The organism is Microbacterium sp. C23T (assembly GCF_053345975.1).
Genome location: NZ_JBKFBD010000003.1, coordinates 1 through 15,935, shown reverse-complemented (window position 1 = coordinate 15,935; position 15,935 = coordinate 1). Strand labels below are relative to the sequence as shown.

Annotated in this window: 13 protein-coding genes; 9 read left to right on the top strand and 4 right to left on the bottom strand. The window is 72.1% G+C overall.

Translation table 11 applies throughout. The features are described from left to right. The first annotated feature begins 41 nt into the window (after positions 1 to 41). The 8 genes from ACLBXX_RS02175 (at position 42) to ACLBXX_RS02140 (ending at position 8,925) form a co-directional block, all read left to right on the top strand. Positions 42 to 1,457, top strand: coding sequence for an MFS transporter (locus ACLBXX_RS02175; protein ID WP_447656618.1), 1,416 nt, complete (start codon positions 42 to 44; stop codon positions 1,455 to 1,457). Continuing rightward, positions 1,454 to 3,199, top strand: a complete 1,746-nt coding sequence (locus tag ACLBXX_RS02170) for a dihydroxyacetone kinase family protein (RefSeq protein WP_447656617.1) — start codon at positions 1,454 to 1,456, stop codon at positions 3,197 to 3,199. The genes ACLBXX_RS02175 and ACLBXX_RS02170 overlap by 4 nt, the downstream gene beginning before the upstream one ends. Next, positions 3,192 to 3,677 (top strand): ribose-5-phosphate isomerase, encoded by a 486-nt coding sequence (locus ACLBXX_RS02165; protein WP_116195610.1) that lies wholly within the window; start codon positions 3,192 to 3,194, stop codon positions 3,675 to 3,677. Before ACLBXX_RS02170 ends, ACLBXX_RS02165 begins: the two co-directional genes overlap by 8 nt. Positions 3,678 to 3,763: 86 nt before the next feature. Then, positions 3,764 to 4,543, top strand: a complete 780-nt coding sequence (locus tag ACLBXX_RS02160) for a triose-phosphate isomerase family protein (protein ID WP_447656616.1) — start codon at positions 3,764 to 3,766, stop codon at positions 4,541 to 4,543. Continuing rightward, the gene (locus ACLBXX_RS02155) at positions 4,540 to 5,334 is read left to right on the top strand and encodes a sugar phosphate isomerase/epimerase family protein (RefSeq protein ID WP_447656615.1); all 795 of its coding nucleotides are present in this window, start codon (positions 4,540 to 4,542) and stop codon (positions 5,332 to 5,334) included. Before ACLBXX_RS02160 ends, ACLBXX_RS02155 begins: the two co-directional genes overlap by 4 nt. After that, entirely contained in the window at positions 5,331 to 6,197 is an 867-nt protein-coding gene (locus ACLBXX_RS02150; RefSeq protein WP_447656614.1) for a phosphogluconate dehydrogenase C-terminal domain-containing protein, read from the top strand. The genes ACLBXX_RS02155 and ACLBXX_RS02150 overlap by 4 nt, the downstream gene beginning before the upstream one ends. Positions 6,198 to 6,200: 3 nt before the next feature. Continuing rightward, complete coding sequence (locus ACLBXX_RS02145) at positions 6,201 to 6,956, top strand: SDR family NAD(P)-dependent oxidoreductase (RefSeq protein WP_447656613.1); 756 nt, start codon at positions 6,201 to 6,203, stop codon at positions 6,954 to 6,956. Between the two features lie 154 nt (positions 6,957 to 7,110). Next, positions 7,111 to 8,925: a hypothetical protein gene (locus ACLBXX_RS02140; protein WP_447656612.1), complete on the top strand. Its 1,815-nt coding sequence runs from the start codon at positions 7,111 to 7,113 to the stop codon at positions 8,923 to 8,925. Between the two features lie 89 nt (positions 8,926 to 9,014). Here ACLBXX_RS02140 and ACLBXX_RS02135 read toward each other — a convergent pair whose 3' ends face one another. The 4 genes from ACLBXX_RS02135 to ACLBXX_RS02120 are packed head-to-tail and all read right to left on the bottom strand — an operon-like array spanning position 9,015 to position 14,524. Further along, positions 9,015 to 11,093: a beta-galactosidase gene (locus ACLBXX_RS02135; protein WP_447656611.1), complete on the bottom strand. Its 2,079-nt coding sequence runs from the start codon at positions 11,091 to 11,093 to the stop codon at positions 9,015 to 9,017. A 3-nt stretch (positions 11,094 to 11,096) separates the two neighbouring features. Continuing rightward, positions 11,097 to 12,623, bottom strand: coding sequence for an apiosidase-like domain-containing protein (locus tag ACLBXX_RS02130; RefSeq protein ID WP_447656610.1), 1,527 nt, complete (start codon positions 12,621 to 12,623; stop codon positions 11,097 to 11,099). A 43-nt stretch (positions 12,624 to 12,666) separates the two neighbouring features. Beyond that, positions 12,667 to 13,692: a LacI family DNA-binding transcriptional regulator gene (locus tag ACLBXX_RS02125; RefSeq protein ID WP_447656609.1), complete on the bottom strand. Its 1,026-nt coding sequence runs from the start codon at positions 13,690 to 13,692 to the stop codon at positions 12,667 to 12,669. 1 nt (position 13,693) lies between these two features. Continuing rightward, the gene (locus ACLBXX_RS02120) at positions 13,694 to 14,524 is read right to left on the bottom strand and encodes an NAD-dependent epimerase/dehydratase family protein (RefSeq protein WP_447656608.1); all 831 of its coding nucleotides are present in this window, start codon (positions 14,522 to 14,524) and stop codon (positions 13,694 to 13,696) included. Positions 14,525 to 14,639: 115 nt separating this feature from the next. Here ACLBXX_RS02120 and ACLBXX_RS02115 point away from each other — a divergent pair. Continuing rightward, the coding region (locus ACLBXX_RS02115; RefSeq protein ID WP_447656607.1) for a family 78 glycoside hydrolase catalytic domain at positions 14,640 to 15,935 on the top strand (1,296 nt) is incomplete at its 3' end.

Below are 15,935 nucleotides of genomic sequence, written 5' to 3'. Positions count from 1 at the left end.
ACGGAAACCACCTCGATCACCGTCGATGAGCAGGAGTCACCGTGGACCAGAACCAGACCGTCGCAGACGCGCCCCCCGTCGCGCGATCCGCCATCCGCAAGGTGTCGATCCGCCTCGTGCCGTTCGTCGCGCTGATGTTCTTCATCAACTACCTCGACCGCACCGCCATCGGCTTCGCCGCCCCCAACGGCATGAACGAAGACCTCGCCCTGAGCGCCGCTCAGTTCGGCTTCGCCTCGGGCGTCTTCTTCATCGGCTACATCCTGCTCGAGGTGCCCTCGAACCTGGCGCTGCACAAGTTCGGCGCCCGCCGCTGGCTCTCGCGCATCATGGTGAGCTGGGGCATCGTCGCGCTGCTGTTCACGTGGGTGCAGAACTTCGAACAGCTCGTCGTGCTGCGCTTCCTCCTCGGTGTCGCCGAGGCCGGCTTCTTCCCCGGCGCGATCCTCTTCCTCAGCCTCTGGGTGCCCGCGCAGTACCGCGGCCGCATCCTCATGCTCTTCTACCTGGCGCAGCCGCTCACCACGGTCATCGGCGCCCCGCTGGCCGGCTGGCTCATCCAGCAGCACGAAGTGTTCTTCGGCCTCGAGGGCTGGCGCTTCATGTTCTTCGGCGTCGCGATCCCGGCCATCATCGTCGGTGTCATCGCGTGGTTCTACCTCAAGGACAAGCCGGCCGACGCGAAGTGGCTCACCCGTGACGAGCAGGTCTGGCTGACCGACGCGCTCGACCGCGAGAAGGCCGCGACGCAGAAGAAGGAGCACGGCCACGTCTCGGCGCGCTTCGCGTTCAAGAGCGGACGCGTGTGGGTGCTCTCGTTCATCTACTTCGGGTTCATCTACGGCCTGTACGCGCTGGCGTTCTTCCTCCCCACGATCATCGAGGGCTTCCAGACGCAGTCCGGCGTCACCTTCGACACGCTGCAGAAGGGCCTCATCACCGCGATCCCGTACCTGCCGGCCGCCGTCGTCATGTACTTCTGGTCGCGAGACGCCTCCAAGCGCGGCCTCAAGACGTGGCACATCGCGGGTCCCGCGATCGCCGGTGCCGTCAGCATCCCGCTGGCGCTGTTCATGGGATCGCCGGCCGCCACGATCGCGGTCATCACGGTCACGGCCTGCGCGATCTTCGCCGCCCTGCCCAACTTCTGGACGCTGCCTACGCGCTTCCTCACGGGAGCCGCGGCTGCCGCCGGCGTCGCGCTGATCAACACGATCGGCAACCTGGCCGGCTTCTCGGCCCCGTTCGTCACGGGCTTCGTGCACGACTGGACCGGCGGCTACGAGGTCCCGATGTTCATCGTCGGCTTCGTCATGCTCATCTCGGCGGTGCTCATGGTGCTCCTCGCCCGCAGCAACCGCATCAACCCGGTCGTCGTCGACGACGCGGATGCTGCGCCCGCCGTGGACGCGGAGGCCCTGCACGGTGCGGCCGACCCCAAGGGTGACGCGCGATGACGCGGCTGTGGAATGAGCCGGCGGACTTCGCCGACGAGATGATCGACGGGTTCGTCGCGGCGAACGAGCGGTACGTGCGGCGGGTGCCGGGCGGCGTGGTGCGGTCGACGGTGTCGCCGGCCGGTCAGGTCGCGGTCGTCGTGGGCGGCGGCTCGGGCCACTACCCCGCGTTCGGCGGGTTGGTGGGTCCGGGGCTCGCGCACGGCGCGGCGATGGGCAACCTGTTCGCGTCGCCCTCGACGCAGCAGGTGTTCGCGGTCGCGAAGGCCGCCGACAACGGCGGCGGCGTGTTCTTCTCGTACGGCAACTACGCCGGCGACGTGCTGAACTTCGACGCGGCGCAGGAGCGGCTGCGTGCCGACGGGATCGCGTGCGAGACCGTCACGGTCACCGACGACATCGTCAGCGCGACGGCCGACGAGAAGCACAAGCGGCGCGGCATCGCCGGCGACCTCACGGTGTTCCGGATCGCGGGCGCCGCGGCCGAGGCCGGCGCCGACCTCGCCGAGGTCACCCGCCTGGCCCGCCTCGCGAACGAGCGCACCCGTTCGTTCGGGGTCGCGTTCACCGGCTGCACGCTGCCCGGTGCCGAGCAGCCGCTGTTCACCGTCCCGGAGGGACGGATGGCGATCGGCCTCGGCATCCACGGCGAGCCCGGCATCGACGAGACCGACATCCCCACCGCAGACGGACTGGCCGAGCTGCTCGTCGAGCGGCTGCTGGCCGAGGTGCCCGACGGGGTCGAGCTCGCGGGTGCCCGCGTCGTGCCGATCCTCAACGGCCTCGGGTCGCTGAAGTACGAGGAGATGTTCGTCGTCTACCGGCGCATCGCCCAGCTGCTCACCGACGCGGGTCTCGAGATCGTCGACCCGCACGTGGGCGAGTACTGCACGAGCTTCGACATGGCCGGCACGTCGCTCACCCTGTTCTGGCTGGACCACGAGCTCGCCGGCCTGTGGGAGACCCCCGTCGACACCCCCGCCTACCGGCGCGGCTCGGTCGCACCGCAGCAGCGGCTCGTGGCCGCCGACAGCACCGCCGCCGTGGCCGAGGCCATCGAGCCCGGCGATGAGGCATCCCAGTCCGTCGCCCGCACCGTGCTCGCCGCGGTGCGCACGATCGCGGAGACCGTCGACACGCACGTCGACGAGCTCGGCCGGATCGACGCGATCGCCGGCGACGGCGACCACGGCATCGGCATGCAGCGCGGCTCGCACGCCGCCCTCGCCGCCGCGACCGCCGCCGTCGACGCCGACGCCGGCGCGCGCACCACGCTCGCGCACGCCGCCGACGCGTGGTCCGACAAGGCCGGCGGCACCTCCGGTGCGCTGTGGGGCGTCATCCTGAACGCGGTCGCCGCGAAGCTCGGCGACGAGGGCCGCCCCGAGCCGACGGCCGTCGCCGCGGGCGTCGCGGCAGGCTCGCGGGGAGTCACCGACTACGGCAAGGCCGAGGTCGGCGACAAGACCCTGGTCGACGCGCTCGTGCCGTTCAGCACCACCCTCACCGGTGCCGTGGATGCGGGCGCGGGCCTCACCGATGCGTGGCGGACGGCGGCGGATGCTGCCACCCGCGCCGCGACCGCGACGGCCGAGCTCCTCCCCCGCATGGGCCGCGCGCGCACGCACGGCCAGAACAGCGTGGGAACCCCCGACCCGGGCGCGATCAGTCTCGCGCTCATCGTGACCGCCGTGGGCGAGACGCTCGCGGCCGAGAACAAGAAGGAGGGCGCCAATGCCTGAGCTCGAGACCGCCCAGCCGCTGCGCATCGTGATCGGCGCCGACGACGCCGGATTCGACTACAAGGAGATCCTGAAGAAGGACCTCGAAGCGAACCCCGGCGTGGTCGAGGTCATCGACGTGGGCGTGGACGCCGACGGCCACACGCCGTACCCGAAGGTCGCCATCGAGGCCGCGCAGCAGGTCGCGGCCGGCACCGCCGACCGCGCGCTGCTGATCTGCGGCACGGGCCTGGGCGTCGCGATCGCGGCGAACAAGGTGCCCGGCATCCGCGCCGTCACCGCGCACGACTCGTTCTCGGTGGAGCGCGGCGTGCTGTCCAACAACGCGCAGGTGCTCACCATGGGCCAGCGCGTCGTCGGCATCGAGCTCGCCCGCCGCCTCGTGCGGGAGTGGCTGACCTACCGGTTCGACACCACCTCGGCGTCGGCCGACAAGGTCGCCGTCATCGACGAGTTCGAGACCACCGGGTCCTGCTGATGACCGAGCACGAACTCCTCAGAACCGCACCGGACTCGCAGGAGTCCGCCCGGAGTCCGCAGGCTTCGAGCGAATCTGAGGAGTTGGTGCACCCCCGGATCACGGTCGGGGTGAGCCTGAAGACGTACTTCGGGCACGAGCGGGCACGAGCGTGGTTCGCCGACGTCGCCGCCCGCGCCGCCGGTCACCCCGCCGTGGCCGCAGGCGACGTGCGGTTCTTCGTCATCCCCACCTACTTGCAGATCCTCCCCGCCCTCGAGGCGTTCGCCGGCACCCCGGTGCTGGTCGGCGCGCAGGACGTCTCCGCCTACCCGCCCGGCGCGTACACCGGCGAGGTCACCGCCGAAGAGCTCGCCGAGGTCGGCGTCCAGGTCGCCGAGATCGGCCACGCCGAACGGCGCCGCCTGTTCGACGAGACCGACACCGTCACCGCCGGCAAGGCCACCGCCGCCCTCACCCACGGCATCACCCCGGTGCTCTGCATCGGCGAGGCCGAGCACCTCGGCGCCCCCGCCGCAGCGCTCGCGAACGTCGAGCAGCTCGCCGCGAACCTCGAGCAGGTCCCGGCCGGCCCCGTGATCGTCGCGTACGAGCCGGTGTGGGCGATCGGTGCCGCCGAGCCCGCCCCCGACACGCACATCGCCACCGTCACCCGAGCGCTCCGCGCCGCGGTCGACGCCGACCCCGCCCGCGCAGGCAGCGTCGTCATCTACGGCGGCTCCGCCGGCCCCGGCCTGCTCACCCGCCTCGGCGACGCCGTCGACGGCCTCTTCCTCGGCCGCTTCGCCCACGACCCCGACGCCCTCATCGCCGTGCTCGACGAAGCCGCCGCTCTCGCATCGTCCCGAGCGGGGGTCGACGCATGATCGGCCTCGGGACGTACGCGTTCTTCTGGCAGCACTCCGACCAGGTGCCGGAGCCGCTCTCGCTCGTCGGCGCGTTCGAGGCGACGAAGGAACTCGGCGTCGACCTGTTCCAGATCTGCGACTACGCGCCCCTCGAGGCCATGACCGGCGCCGAGCTCACCGATGCCGCAGCCGCGGCGCGCGACCTCGAGCTGACGATCGAGCTGGGCACCAAGGGCATCGAGCCGCACCGGCTGACCCGGTTCCTCGATCTCGCGAGCGCGTTCGACACCACGCTCGTGCGCAGCATGCTGTACTCCGCCGAGACCCGTCCCACGCTGGAGCAGGCCGAGGAATGGCTGCGTGCCGTGCTCCCCTCGTTCGAGGCGGCCGGCGTCGACCTCGCGCTCGAGACGTACGAGCAGGTCTCGACCGAAGACCTCGCCGGGCTCGTCGAGCGCATCGGCAGCGACCGCCTGGGCATCTGCCTCGACCCCGCGAACGTCGTCGCGCGCCTCGAGCGTCCGCGCGACTGCGTCGAGCAGACCGCGGCGCACGTCAAGAACGTGCACGTGAAGGACTTCGCCTTCGCCCGCCAGCCGGGCTGGGTCGGCTTCACCTACGGGGGCGCGCCCATGGGCGACGGCCTCCACGACTACCCCCACCTCCTCGAGACCGTCCGCCCGCGCGAGCGCGGGATCAACGAGATCGTCGAGCACTGGCTCTCGTGGCAGGGGGATGCCGAGACCACCGTCCGCACCGAGCGGGAATGGACCCGCCGAACCATCGAATATCTGAGGAGCACGACATGAGCACGACCACCACCGAGACGTACAAGATCGCCGTCGTCGGCGCCGGCGGGAAGATGGGCATGCGCGTGTCCAACAACCTCGTCAAGACCGACCACACGGTCTGGTACGTCGAGAACTCGCCCGCCGGCCAGCAGCGCACGATCGACGCGGGCCGTGAGCTGACGGATGCCGCCACCGCCGTCGCCGACGCCGACATCGTCGTCCTGGCCGTGCCCGACCTCGCCCTCGGCCCCGTCACCGCCGACCTCGTGCCTCAGCTGAAGTCGGGCGCGATCGTGCTGACGCTGGACCCGGCCGCCGCGTACGCGGGCCTGCTCACCACGCGCGAGGACGTCATCCAGGCCGTCGCGCACCCGTGCCACCCGTCGGTGTTCCTCGAGCGCACCACCAAGGAGGAGTGGGCCGACACGTTCGGCGGCATCGCCGCTCCGCAGGACGCGATCGCTGCTGTGGAGAGCGACGACCCGGCCCACAAGGCGATCGTCGAGGCGACGGTCCGCGCGATCTACGCCCCCGTCATCGACGTGCACTTCGTCACGGTCAAGCAGCTCGCCCAGCTCGAGCCGACCCTGGTCGAGACCGTCGCCTGCATGATCGGCGCGCTGCTCAACGAGGCCCTCGACGAGGCGATCAACACCATGGGCGTTCCCGAGGCGGCGGCGCGCAGCATCCTGTACGGCCACACCCAGGTGGCGCTCGCCAACGGCCTGCGCGGCGACAACCCGTTCTCGGACGCCTGCCTCATCGCCATGGACTACGGCCGCGAGTCGATCATCAAGGACGACTGGAAGAAGATCTTCCGCGACGACGAGCTCGACAAGAACCTCGCGCGCATGCTGCACCTCGACCACATCGAGCGCTGATCCATGGGACAGCTCGAGGGCAAGACCGCGCTCATCACGGGCGGTGCACTGGGCATCGGCCTCGCGGTCGCCCAGCGCTTCGCCCGTGAGGGCGCGCGCGTGATCCTCGCCGACCGCAACGGCGAGGGCGCGGCCGCGGCCGCGGCGGCGATCGGCGAGAACGCCCGTGCCGTCACGATGGACATCTCCGACGAGGACGCGGTCGCCGCGGCCTTCGCCGAGGTCGAGGCGGCCGGCTGGGCGCCCGACGTCGTGGTGGCAAACGCCGGCGTGCAGCTGTTCGGACAGGATGCGCAGGCGGCCGACCTCGACCTGGAGGTGTGGCGACGGACGATCGACATCAACCTGACCGGCGCCTTTTTGACGGTCAAGCACGCGGTGCGCTCGATGCTCCTGCGGGGCGGCGGGTCGATCATCCTGACCGGCAGCCCCACCGCGGTCAACGGCGAGGGCAAGGACTTCACCGCCTACAGCGCGTCGAAGGCCGGCATGCACGGCCTCGCCCGCACCGTCGCCGCGGCGTACGCCGATCGCGGCATCCGCGTGAACACGGTGCAGCCCGCCTACACCGAGACGCCCCTCGTCGCGGCGATCAGCGAGGACCCGCAGTCCCGCGCCGCGATCGTCAGCCGCATCCCGATCGGTCGCGCCGGAACGCCGGACGACGTCGCGGGCATCATGGTCTACCTCGCCAGCGACGACGGCTCGTTCGCGACGGGCGCCACCTTCCAGGTCGACGGCGGTATGACCTCACTCTGACCCCGATCACCGTCTGCTCACCTGTCACGATCCGCCGCCACCTGTGGCACCTCGTGACAGGTGAGCAGCATCTCCGGACGAACACGAACTGCTCGCCGGTCACGAACGGCCGCCACCCGTGGCACATCGCGACAGGCGAGGCGAGGATGGGACGATGACGGACCTGTGGAACGGCGAGCCGGCACGCGAGTGGCGGAGCGGCCCATGGTCGCTCGAACTCCGTGACGACGAGCTCGCCGACATCTCGTACCACGGCAGCGTCGTGCTCCGTTCGGTGCGCGCGGTGGTGCGCGATCGCAACTGGGACACCGCCGGCCTCGTGGTCGACCGCGTCGACGCGTCCGGCATCGCGCTGACTCTGCACGTGCACACGACCGGGCTCGGCTCGGATCTCCGCGGTATCGTCCGCGCCGAGGTGCGCGGCGCCGGGCGCCTGCGCGTCCTCGCCGACCTCGAGTCGGCCTCGGACTTCGAGACCAACCGCACCGGCCTCGTCGTGCTCCACCCGCCGACGCTCGCGGGATCCACGCTGCACGTCCGCCACTCCGACGGCGCGGTGGTGCGCTCCCGGTTCCCGGCCGGCATCAGCCCTCATCAGCCGGCGTTCGACATCGCAGCCCTGTCCTGGACGCACGACGGCCTCGACGTCGACGTGCGCTTCGCGGGCGACGTCTTCGAGATGGAGGACCAGCGCAACTGGTCGGATGCCTCGTACAAGACGTACAGCCGTCCCCTCGCGCTCCCCTTCCCCTACTCTCTCGCCGCCGGTGAGCGCGTCGTCCAGGCGGTCGACATCGTCGTGTCGGGGACGCCCGGCACCGTGGTCGACGACCCGGTGACCCGCATCCTCCTCCAGGAGGGGCCGGCGCTGCCCGCGATCGGGGTGTCGGCGTCGACCGCTCCCGACCCCACGCCCGACTTCGCCGCCCTCGGCGGGACGGTGCTCGTCGAGCTGGACCTCGCGACGCGCAACTGGCGTGCGGCACTCGACCGTGCCGCGGCATCCGGACTCCCTCTCGACGTGAGGTTCGTCCTCGCGGACGCCGACCCGGCCGCCATCGACCACGCCGTCCGCACGCTCCACGGCCTGTCGGTCGCACGGGTCACCGCGTTCCCGGCGACGGGTCCGGCGCGACACGTCTCGGACCTCGAGGCGATCGCCGCGCTGCGCCACGCCCTCACCGAGGCGGGCATCGAGGCCGACGTCGTCGGCGGGGCGCGCTCGCACTTCACCGAGCTCAACCGCGAGCACCACCGCCTTCCGCGGGGCCTGGACGGGATCGTGTTCAGCAGCACGCCGCTGTTCCACAGCTTGAGCACCGCCCAACTGGTCGAGTCCGTCGGCATGCAGCGGGTCGCCGCCGGGCAGGCCGTGCGCCTCGCCGGCGGGCTGCCGGTGCACATCGGGCCGATCTCGCTGCGGCCGCACTTCAACGACGTGGCCACGACCCCGCCGCCGATGCCCGAGCACGACGACCTCCGCGACGGCTACGGCTCGGCCCTGACGGACGCCGTCGATGCGCGCCAGGCCGCCCCCGAGCTGGCCGCGTGGACCGTCGCGAGCGCCGCCGCCTTCGCGGTGCCCGGCGTCGCGACCCTCGCCTACTTCGAGGAGTGGGGCCCCCGCGGGCTGCGCACGGCCGACAGCGCCACGCTGCCGGTGTTCGACGCCGTCGCCGCGCTCGCGGCCCTCGCGGGCGAGCCGGGCCTCCGTGGCGACTCCCTCGACAACCTCGTGTGGGCGCTCGGCGCCCGCACCGCCGGCGGGGACGTCGTGCTCGTCGCGAACCTCGACCGCCGCTCCCCCCCGGCGGGGGGCGGGCCCCCGGGGGGGGGGGCCCCCCCCGCGGGGGGGGCCGCGGTGCCCGCCGCGACCCCCGCCCCCCCCCCCCGCGCGGCCGAGGTCGAGCTCCCGGGTGGTGAGTCCCGCACCGCGGAACTCGCCCCGGGCACCTTCCAGCGCCTCTGACACGGGCGGAACTCGGAGATCCGGCGAAACGCGGACGCCCGCGCCGGCAACGCTCCGAGTTCCGCCAGATCTCCGAGTTCGGTCGGTGGTCAGGCCTCGCGCCAGACGCGCACGTCCCAGGGTGCGAGCGTGACCTCGGCGCTCGCCTCATGCACCGCGTCATCGAGGACGGATGCCGCCGCCCGCGCGACGACCACCGTCCGAGGCTGCGGCGACCAGTTGTGCACGACCCACACCCGGCCCCGCTCCCCGGTGACGGAGTGCGCCGTGACCGAGCTCGCCCGCGCCGCGAGGATCCCGTCGGGCGCACCCGCCACGCCGGTGATCACCTCGGCGAGCGTCGCGCGGTCGAGGAGCGTGCCCACCACCGTGATCGAGCCCGCACCGACATCGCGCCGCGTCACGGCGGCCCAGCGCCCGAACAGCTCATGCCGGTATCCGAGCACGACCTCGGCATCGTCGGGCTCGAGCCCGTCGACCCAGCCCCGGGCGCTCCCGACGTGCTCGCCGTCGCGCACGACCTCCACCGGCGCGGCGAGCGCCGCGAACTCCCGGTAGCCGACTCCCGCCGCCGGCCCGACGATCGCCGGTGCGAGCGCCGCGCGCAGGCGGCCCTCGTCGTCGCCGTACCCCGTGCGCGGACCCAGCACGAGCCGGCCGCCGAGTCGCGCGTACTCGACGAGCGTCTCGAGGGTGGGATCGGATGCTGCCACCAGCCCGGCGACCACGAGCACCGGGTAGCGCCGCACGAGCTCGTCGGCCTCGGGCAGCTGGCGCTCGTTCACGTATCCGACCTGCAGCCCGGCATCGATCGCGGCGCGGCCGAAGGCGCCGACGATCCGCGCGTACGCCCCGCGGTCCCCCTCGGATCCGGCGGCGAGCGGCGGTTCGAACGTCATCATCCACTCACTGTCGTGCGCGTACACGAGCCCGAGGTCGGCGTCGGGCGCAGCATCCGTCAGCCATTCCGCCGCCGTCGCGAACTGCCGGCCGATCGTGGAGACCTCCGCGTGGATGCGGCCGGGTTCGAGATCGTGCCCGAGGATGCCGCCCCAGTGCACCTCGGCGCCCGAGTGCAGGGTGTGCCAGTGCCAGTACGACACGAGCCGCGCCCCGCGCGCGACCAGCAGCCAGGCCGCCTGCGCGAGCTGCCCGTCATAGGGCGGGCGCGTGAGCCACGCGGGACCGATGGACGCGGCACCCGTCTCGGTGACGAGGAACGGCCCCTGCGTCGTGGCGCGCATGCGGTCTGCCATGAGCACGAACTGCGGGACGTCGTCGGCGTACCACTGGCCGCCGGCGCCCTCGCGGTCGAGGTCGAGCGCGTCCTGGGCGAGGTAGTAGGCGTTGCCGCTGGCGATGTCGAGCTGCGCGCCGACCGCGACGTCGTCCATCGCGGGGCGCTGGTAGGCGATGCACGTCGTCAGGAAGGTGTCGTCGTCGACGAGCTCGCGGACGATGCCGGCCTGCCACCCGATGAAGTCCGCCGTGAGCTCCGCCTGGAACCGGCGCCAGGCGAGGTCGTAGGCCGGGGTCGTGTTGCCGGCCGGCGCCCACAGCTCGTCCCAGTCGGCGATGCGGTGCGACCAGTACGTCAGCCCCCACTCCCGGTTGAGCGTCTCGACGTCGCCGTAGCGCTCCGCGACCCACTCGCGGAAGCGCTGCACGACGTCGTCGTTGTGGATGAGGTGGAGGCCGGCCTCATTGTCGAGCTGCACTCCGATCACTGCGGGATGCCGACCGTGGCGGCCGATCACGGCGCGGATCACCCGTTCGGCGTAGCCGCGGAAGAGCTCTGACGTGTAGTCGACCTCCTGCCGTCCGCCCCACGGCACCGCGGAGCCGTCGCGCCGTACGACCGCGAGCTCCGGGTGCGCGCGGGCCAGCCACGGCGGCACCGCGTAGGTCGGGGTGCCGAAGATGACGTCGATCCCGAGCCGGCCGGCGGCGTCGAGGATCGGCGTCATCCACTCGAGGTCGAACTCGCCGTCGCGCGGCTCCCACATGGACCAGACCGACTCACCGACGCGGATGCACGTGATCCCCGCCTCGGTCATCAGGTCGAGGTCGGTCTCGAGCCGGTCCGGATCGGGCAGGTACTCGTTGTAGTACGCCGTGCCGAGCCGCGGTCCGCCCCGCCACGCGCGCAGGCGATCGACGGATGCCACGACTCAGCCTCCGATCCGCGTGATGCGCAGCGCGAGCGCCTCGCCCTCGGGCAGCTCGACGGGAGCGGATGCGCGGTCGTACGCGTCGTTGCGCTGCACGTCGTCGAGGGTGAAGGTCCGGCCGACCGGCGTCACCGTCATGTTCCAGGTGTCGATCACGTCCACCACGAACCGGTCGCCGGGCTCCGGCCGTTCGCCGGGGACGCCGATCGGCAGGCGGAAGTCCCACGTCGCGGGTGCCGAGGCGCCGAGATACTGCACGTACAGGCGGCGCGGGATGCCGGCGACGTACGCCGGGTCGTCCCACTTGTCGATCGGGTCGAGGCCCGCGCCATCGACCTCCTCGAGGACCGTGCGCAGGAAGCCCAGCCGCGCCGGCGAGTCGCCGCGGAGCGGTCCGCCCTCGACCATGTGGAGGCTTCCGGACTCGGTCGCGAAGCTCTCGCCGTGCGACGCGTACGTGCCGGCGACGGTGGCGATCCAGAACTGGTGCACGAGCTGCTCGGCATCGAGGTGCCCCCAGCGGTCGGGGATGTCGCCCTCGTACTTGATCTCGTCGAGCACGACCGGCTTGCCGTAGACGTCGCGGTACAGGTTCGCGCGGCCGAAGTCGGTCGTGACCGCGCCGTTCTGGATCGACGCGTGCGTGACCCACGGCTGGTTGTTGTCGTAGAGCTCGATCCAGTTGTGGATCGAGCGGAGGTGGTCGTACGGGTCGATCTCGGCGAGCAGTTCGCCGGTGCGGTCCCAGCGGTCGTCGGGGCGCTCGAGCTGGTCGAACTCGTTGCAGAGCGACCACCACACGTGGGGAAAGGCGGCGAGCCGCGCGACGAGGTAGCGCAGGTAGACCGCGTCCTCCTCCTCGGTGAGCTCGTTCAGGCCGAACTGCCCGCGGTCGTACGCGTTGTAGATCAGCACGTCGGCCTGGATGCCGCGCTCCCCGAGCACCTCGACGGCGCGGTCCAGGCGCTGGAAGAACTCCGGCACGGGCTTCGTGACATCCCAGCGCCCGTCGGTCTTCTCGAACGGCATGAGCGTCGGGACGTGCTCGATGTACCCGCCGCCCTGCGGGAACACCATGAAGCGGAACTTGTTGAAGCCTGCCTCGGCGATCCCGTCGACGGTCGACGAGAACAGCGGCTCGTCCTGGTGGAGCCAGTTGTACACGGTCGCGCCGACCGGCCGGAACGGCGTGCCGTCGGCGTGCGCGAAGTGGAAGCGGTGCGCGACGCGCACCGGCCCGTGGTCGCTGCCGCGCACGACCTCGAACGTGCCGGACTGACCCGAGAGCGCAGCATCCGTGCTCTCGCTCGTCCACGACCACTCCCCCTCGAGGTCGGGCGCGAACCGCACGCGGTAGGAGGTGCCGCCATCCCAGAAGCCGGGGGCGACGCGCTCGGCTCCGGATGCTCCGTGCCGCGCGTGCACGGTGACGGGCGTGCGGTCCGCGGGGATCACGTCGCTGCCGGTGAAGGTCAGCTCGACGGGGCGGTACAGCTCGGACTGGGGAGCGCGGAGCGCTGAGGACACGGGGATTCTCCTTCGATGTCGTATCCGTGTGACGGGTGGGAGTTCAGTGCGCGCGGCGCGAGCTCTCGCGCACGATCAGCTCGGGCGCGTACACGCGCTGCGCCGTGGCGCCGTCGGCGCGCGGCCCGGCTCCGTGCTCGATGGCCTCGAACAGCAGGTCGACCGCGGCCGCACCGAAGTCGTCGTGACGCGCGCGGACGCTCGTGAGCGGGATGAGGGACGCCTCGGCGAACTCGTTGTCGTCGTACCCCACGAGCGCGACCTCGCCGGGCACCGAGACACCGCCGGCCACGAGCGCCTGGAGCAGGCCGAGCGCGAGCACGTCGTTCGCGGCGAACACGCCGTCCGGGCGCTGGGTCGCGGGGCGAGCCGCCAGAGCCGCGCCGACCGCGCGTCCGACGGCGATCGACCGCTCGGCGACCTCGATGACCTCAGGAGCGTCGACGGATGCTGCCACCGCCGCGGTCCGCATGCCGTCGAGCCGATCGGCGACCTGTTGCACGGGCAGCGGGCCGCCGACGAAGGCGAGCCGGCGGCATCCGTTCGCGATGAGGTGCTCGCCCGCCTGCCGGCCACCCGAGACATCGTCGATCGACACAGACGGCTGGAGCTCGTCGCACGCGCGTCGCCCGACGAGGACCGAGGGCGTGCCGCGCTCGCGCATCGCGGCGAGCCTCGCCTCGATCGGCTGGAACGACGACACCAGGATGCCGCGCACCTGGCGCTGCTCGAAGGCCTCGAGATACGCGTCCTCGCGCTCGCGGTCGCCGTGGGAGTGAGCGAAGAACACCGTCATGCCGAGCCGCTCGGCGCGGTACTCGACCTCCTGGGCGAGCTCGCTGAAGCGTGGGTTGCTGACGTCGGGCGAGAGGTAGCCGATGAGGCTGCTGACGCCCAGGCGCAGCTGGCGTCCCGCGCTCGACGGCACGAAGCCGAGCTCGTCGATCGCCGCGGCGATGCGCCCCGCCCGTTCGGGCGACACGCGATCCGGGTGGTTGAGGTAGGCCGAGACCGTGCCGACCGCCACGCCGGCGTGGGCGGCCACCTGGCGGATGCCGGGGCGCGACATGTCAGCGCCAGTCGTGCTCGGCGGCGAACCCGAGCCGTTCGCGGATCTTGCGGGTCGACATGAGCGACTCGAACTCGCCGAGGTCGGAGGCGACAGGGGTGCCGGGGAACCAGCGCTCGGCGACCTCGCGGGAGGGCTCCGCGTTGCCGGACTCCGGCGCCGAGACGTTGTACACCTCGAAGCCGGGCTCCGCTGCGGCGAGCGCGAGGGCGACCGCGAGCGCCCCGTCGCGCGCATCGACCCACGAGCCGACGAGGTCGCGGCGGTAGCCGGGCTCGGCCGCCCGCTCGAACGTCGCGTACTCGTCGGGCCCGACCACGTTCGTGAAGCGCAGCGCGGTGATCGAGGTGTCGGGCGTCCATCGCACGAGCTGGGCGGCGATCGCCTCCTCCGCCACCTTGCCGAGGCCGTAGGTGTTGTTGGCGCTCGTGTACGTCTCGTCGACCGGCAGGGACGGCGGCGCCTCGTCGAAGGGGAAGCCCATGGCGGTGATGCTCGACGCCAGCACGATCGTGCGGATGCCGGCGCGGTGCGCGGCGAACAGCGCGTTGAACGACACCGTGACGTTGTTGTGGAAGGTCGCCGCGTCGGGCACCAGCCCGTTCACCGGGATCGCCGCGAGATGCACGAGCGCGTCGAGCCCGTCGTGGCGCGCGGTCACCGAGAGGAGAGCGTCGAGGGTCTGCCCGAAGTCGGTGAGGTCGACGCGGGTGAAGCCCGGCCCCGGCGTCCCCGTGAGGTCGAAGCCCATCACGTCGTGGCCGTCGGCGCGCAGGCGCTCCACCGTGGCCCGCCCGAGCTTGCCTCCGCTGCCGGTGACGCCGATCCGCATGTCGTACCTCCGTGTACTCGCACCCCGACCGCAACTTGAAACGTTTCGAATTCGGTGCGACACTCACTTTACACGTTGAAACCGAAACGTTTCAGTTCTCTCGGAAGGGACTCCGATGTCCGTCATCGTCGACGCACCCCGCATCGAACACCATCGCGAACCGCTCGGCATCGGAGAGCGGATGCCGCGCCTCTCGTGGCGCGTCACCTCAGCTCCGTCCGGCTGGCGCCAGACGTCGTACTCGGTCGAGGTCGACCGTGGCGGCGATGTCACGACCTACGTCATCGACTCCGGCGAGCAGGTGCTCGTCGCCTGGCCCGCCGAACCGCTGCGCTCGCGGGAGATCGTCTCGGTGCGGATCTCGGTTCGGGGTGAGGACGGCGCGTGGTCCGCAGCATCCGTCCCCACCGTCCTCGAGGCCGGGCTGCTCGAGCCCTCGGACTGGGTCGCCCGACCGGTCGGCGCGACGCGCAACGAGAACCCGATGTCGGACGAGCGGCGCCCCTCGCTCGTCCGCCGCGGCTTCGACGTGCGCGACGGGCTGGTGCGCGCCCGCCTCTACGCGACCGCGCACGGCGTCTACGAGGCCGAGCTCAACGGCGCCCGCGTCGGCGACGACACGCTCTCGCCCGGCTGGACCGTGTACGGCAAGCGCCTGCGGTACTACACATACGACGTGACCGACCTCGTGACACCCGGCGACAACGCGCTCGGCGCGTGGCTCGGCGACGGCTGGTACCGCGGCCGCCTCGGCTGGCGCGGCGGCTTCCGCAACCTCTACGGCGACGACCAGTCCTTCCTCGGCCAGCTCGAGCTCACCTACAGCGACGGATCCCGCGAGATCGTCGCGACCGACCACTCGTGGCGTTCGGCGCCGAGCCCGATCCTCGCGAGCGGCATCTACGACGGCGAGGACTACGACGCTCGCGAGGAGCTGCCCGACTGGTCCACCCCCGGCTACGACGACTCGGCGTGGGAGGGCGTGCAGGAGCGCCACCGCGACCCCGCGACGCTCGTCGCGCCGACCGCTCCCCCGGTGCGCTCGACCGAGGAGGTCCACCCCGTCGCGGTGCTGACCGGGCCGAGCGGCTCGCGCATCCTCGACTTCGGGCAGAACCTGGTGGGCCGCGTGCGGATCCGGGTCTCGGGCGAGGCAGGCACCACCGTGAGTCTGCGCACCGCGGAGGTCATGCAGGACGGCGAGATCTACACGCGCCCGCTCCGCAATGCACGCTCGACCGACAACTACACGCTCGCCGGCCGCGAGGTCGAGGAGTGGGAACCCCGCTTCACCTTCCACGGCTTCCGCTTCGTCGAGGTCACCGGCTGGCCGGGCGACCTCGACGCCGATGCCGCGGGCGGCGCCCCCGGCCCCCCCCGCTGCCCCCCGGGACCCCGGGCCACCGGCCGG

What these genes read in the sequence shown, in the direction of transcription:
- ACLBXX_RS02165 (WP_116195610.1), top strand. Translation starts at nt 3,192, where the DNA reads ATGCCTGAGCTCGAGACCGCCCAGCCGCTGCGCATCGTGATCGGCGCC.
- ACLBXX_RS02170 (WP_447656617.1), top strand. Translation starts at nt 1,454, where the DNA reads ATGACGCGGCTGTGGAATGAGCCGGCGGACTTCGCCGACGAGATGATC.
- ACLBXX_RS02150 (WP_447656614.1), top strand. Translation starts at nt 5,331, where the DNA reads ATGAGCACGACCACCACCGAGACGTACAAGATCGCCGTCGTCGGCGCC.
- ACLBXX_RS02140 (WP_447656612.1), top strand. Translation starts at nt 7,111, where the DNA reads ATGACGGACCTGTGGAACGGCGAGCCGGCACGCGAGTGGCGGAGCGGC.
- ACLBXX_RS02145 (WP_447656613.1), top strand. Translation starts at nt 6,201, where the DNA reads ATGGGACAGCTCGAGGGCAAGACCGCGCTCATCACGGGCGGTGCACTG.
- ACLBXX_RS02125 (WP_447656609.1), bottom strand. Translation starts at nt 13,692, where the DNA reads ATGTCGCGCCCCGGCATCCGCCAGGTGGCCGCCCACGCCGGCGTGGCG.
- ACLBXX_RS02155 (WP_447656615.1), top strand. Translation starts at nt 4,540, where the DNA reads ATGATCGGCCTCGGGACGTACGCGTTCTTCTGGCAGCACTCCGACCAG.
- ACLBXX_RS02120 (WP_447656608.1), bottom strand. Translation starts at nt 14,524, where the DNA reads ATGCGGATCGGCGTCACCGGCAGCGGAGGCAAGCTCGGGCGGGCCACG.